Here is a 1,273-nt window from a genome sequence, read left to right as displayed (position 1 = left end):
GCAGGTCGATCGGGACGTTGTACCCGATCGCGCTGTGGGGTCTGACCTCGTTGTAGTCTCTGCGCCAATCCTCCAGCTTTTCGCGGGCATCGGCAAGGTCCATGAACCAATGGGTGTTCAAACACTCCGCCCGGAGCTTGCTGTTGAATGCCTCGATGAAGCCGTTGTCGGTGGTTTGCCGGGCCGTGAGAAGTCGAGCGTAACATCGTTGGCATAGGCCCAGAGATCGAGGTCACGGGTGATGAACTCAGTCCCGTTGTCGACCCGGATCGTCCGCGGATAGCCGACCTGACAGCAGACACAGTCGAGGGTCCGGACCACGTCCTCGCCACGGTAGGCGAACCGGGGATCGGTCGCGGGGCAGTACCGTGAGTGGGTGTCGACGATAGTCAGAATCCGCAGCTTCTTGCCGAGCGCGAGCTGGTCATGGACGAAGTCCATCGCCCAGACCTCGTTCGGCCCGGCGGCTTCCTGGCGGTTCTCGCGCAGCTTCGCCTTCACCCGGCGCTTGGGGTGCTTGTTCCGCAATTGCAGGCCCAACTCGTTGTAAACCCTGCGTGTCTTCTTGATGTTCACCTGCCAGCCCTCCCGTCGCAGTAGTACGTGTACGCGCCGGTATCCGTAGCGTACGCGCGTCTCGCAAATCTCCCTGATCCTTTGTTCGAGGCCGGCCTGTCCGGTGCGGCGGGACTTGTAGTGGTAGCTCGAGGTGTCGAACCGCAGCGCCTGGCAGGCCCGGCGGATCGACACTCCCCAATCGACCAGCATCCCGTCGACCAGCTTGCGCTTCCGGGCAGGCCTCAGAGCTTTCGGCGGATGACGTCCTGCAGCATCTCGCGATCGAGCGTCAGGTCGGCCACGATCTTCTTCAACCGCGCGTTCTCGTCTTCCAGGGACTTCAGCCGCCGCATCTCGTCGGGCAACAGCCCGCCGTATCGCTTTTTCCAGTTGAAGTAGGTCGCCTGGCTGATGCCCGCCTTCCGGCAGACCTCGGCCACCGGCGTTCCCTCCTCGCCCTGCTTCAGGATGAACGCCTTCTGCGCCTCCGTGAACTTCGATGCCTTCATCGTTCTCAGCTCCTCTCCCAGCCGGGAAATCCTAGCCGAAAACTCTAACTTCAAACGGTCCAGTTCTCAGGGGGCAGAGCAGCCAGCATCAACGCGAAATACAGCAGCAGACTGAGAGCGCGTTTGAGAAGGATTCCCAAGGCGTCTGTTGCGTGATTCATAGGGGGTCGGATCAACGAGACAGGCCGACGCTCCATGCCCCGGAA

Annotated in this window: 1 pseudogene; it reads right to left on the bottom strand. The window is 61.7% G+C overall.

Annotated features, from left to right (window positions below):
• Positions 1-1,067: pseudogene (locus ACSSVZ_RS28160) on the bottom strand (IS3 family transposase); the annotation flags it as partial.
• Positions 1,068-1,273: the final 206 nt, after the last annotated feature.

It is taken from the genome of Amorphus sp. MBR-141 (assembly GCF_053628695.1).
This window is presented reverse-complemented; position numbering and strand designations above follow the sequence as displayed.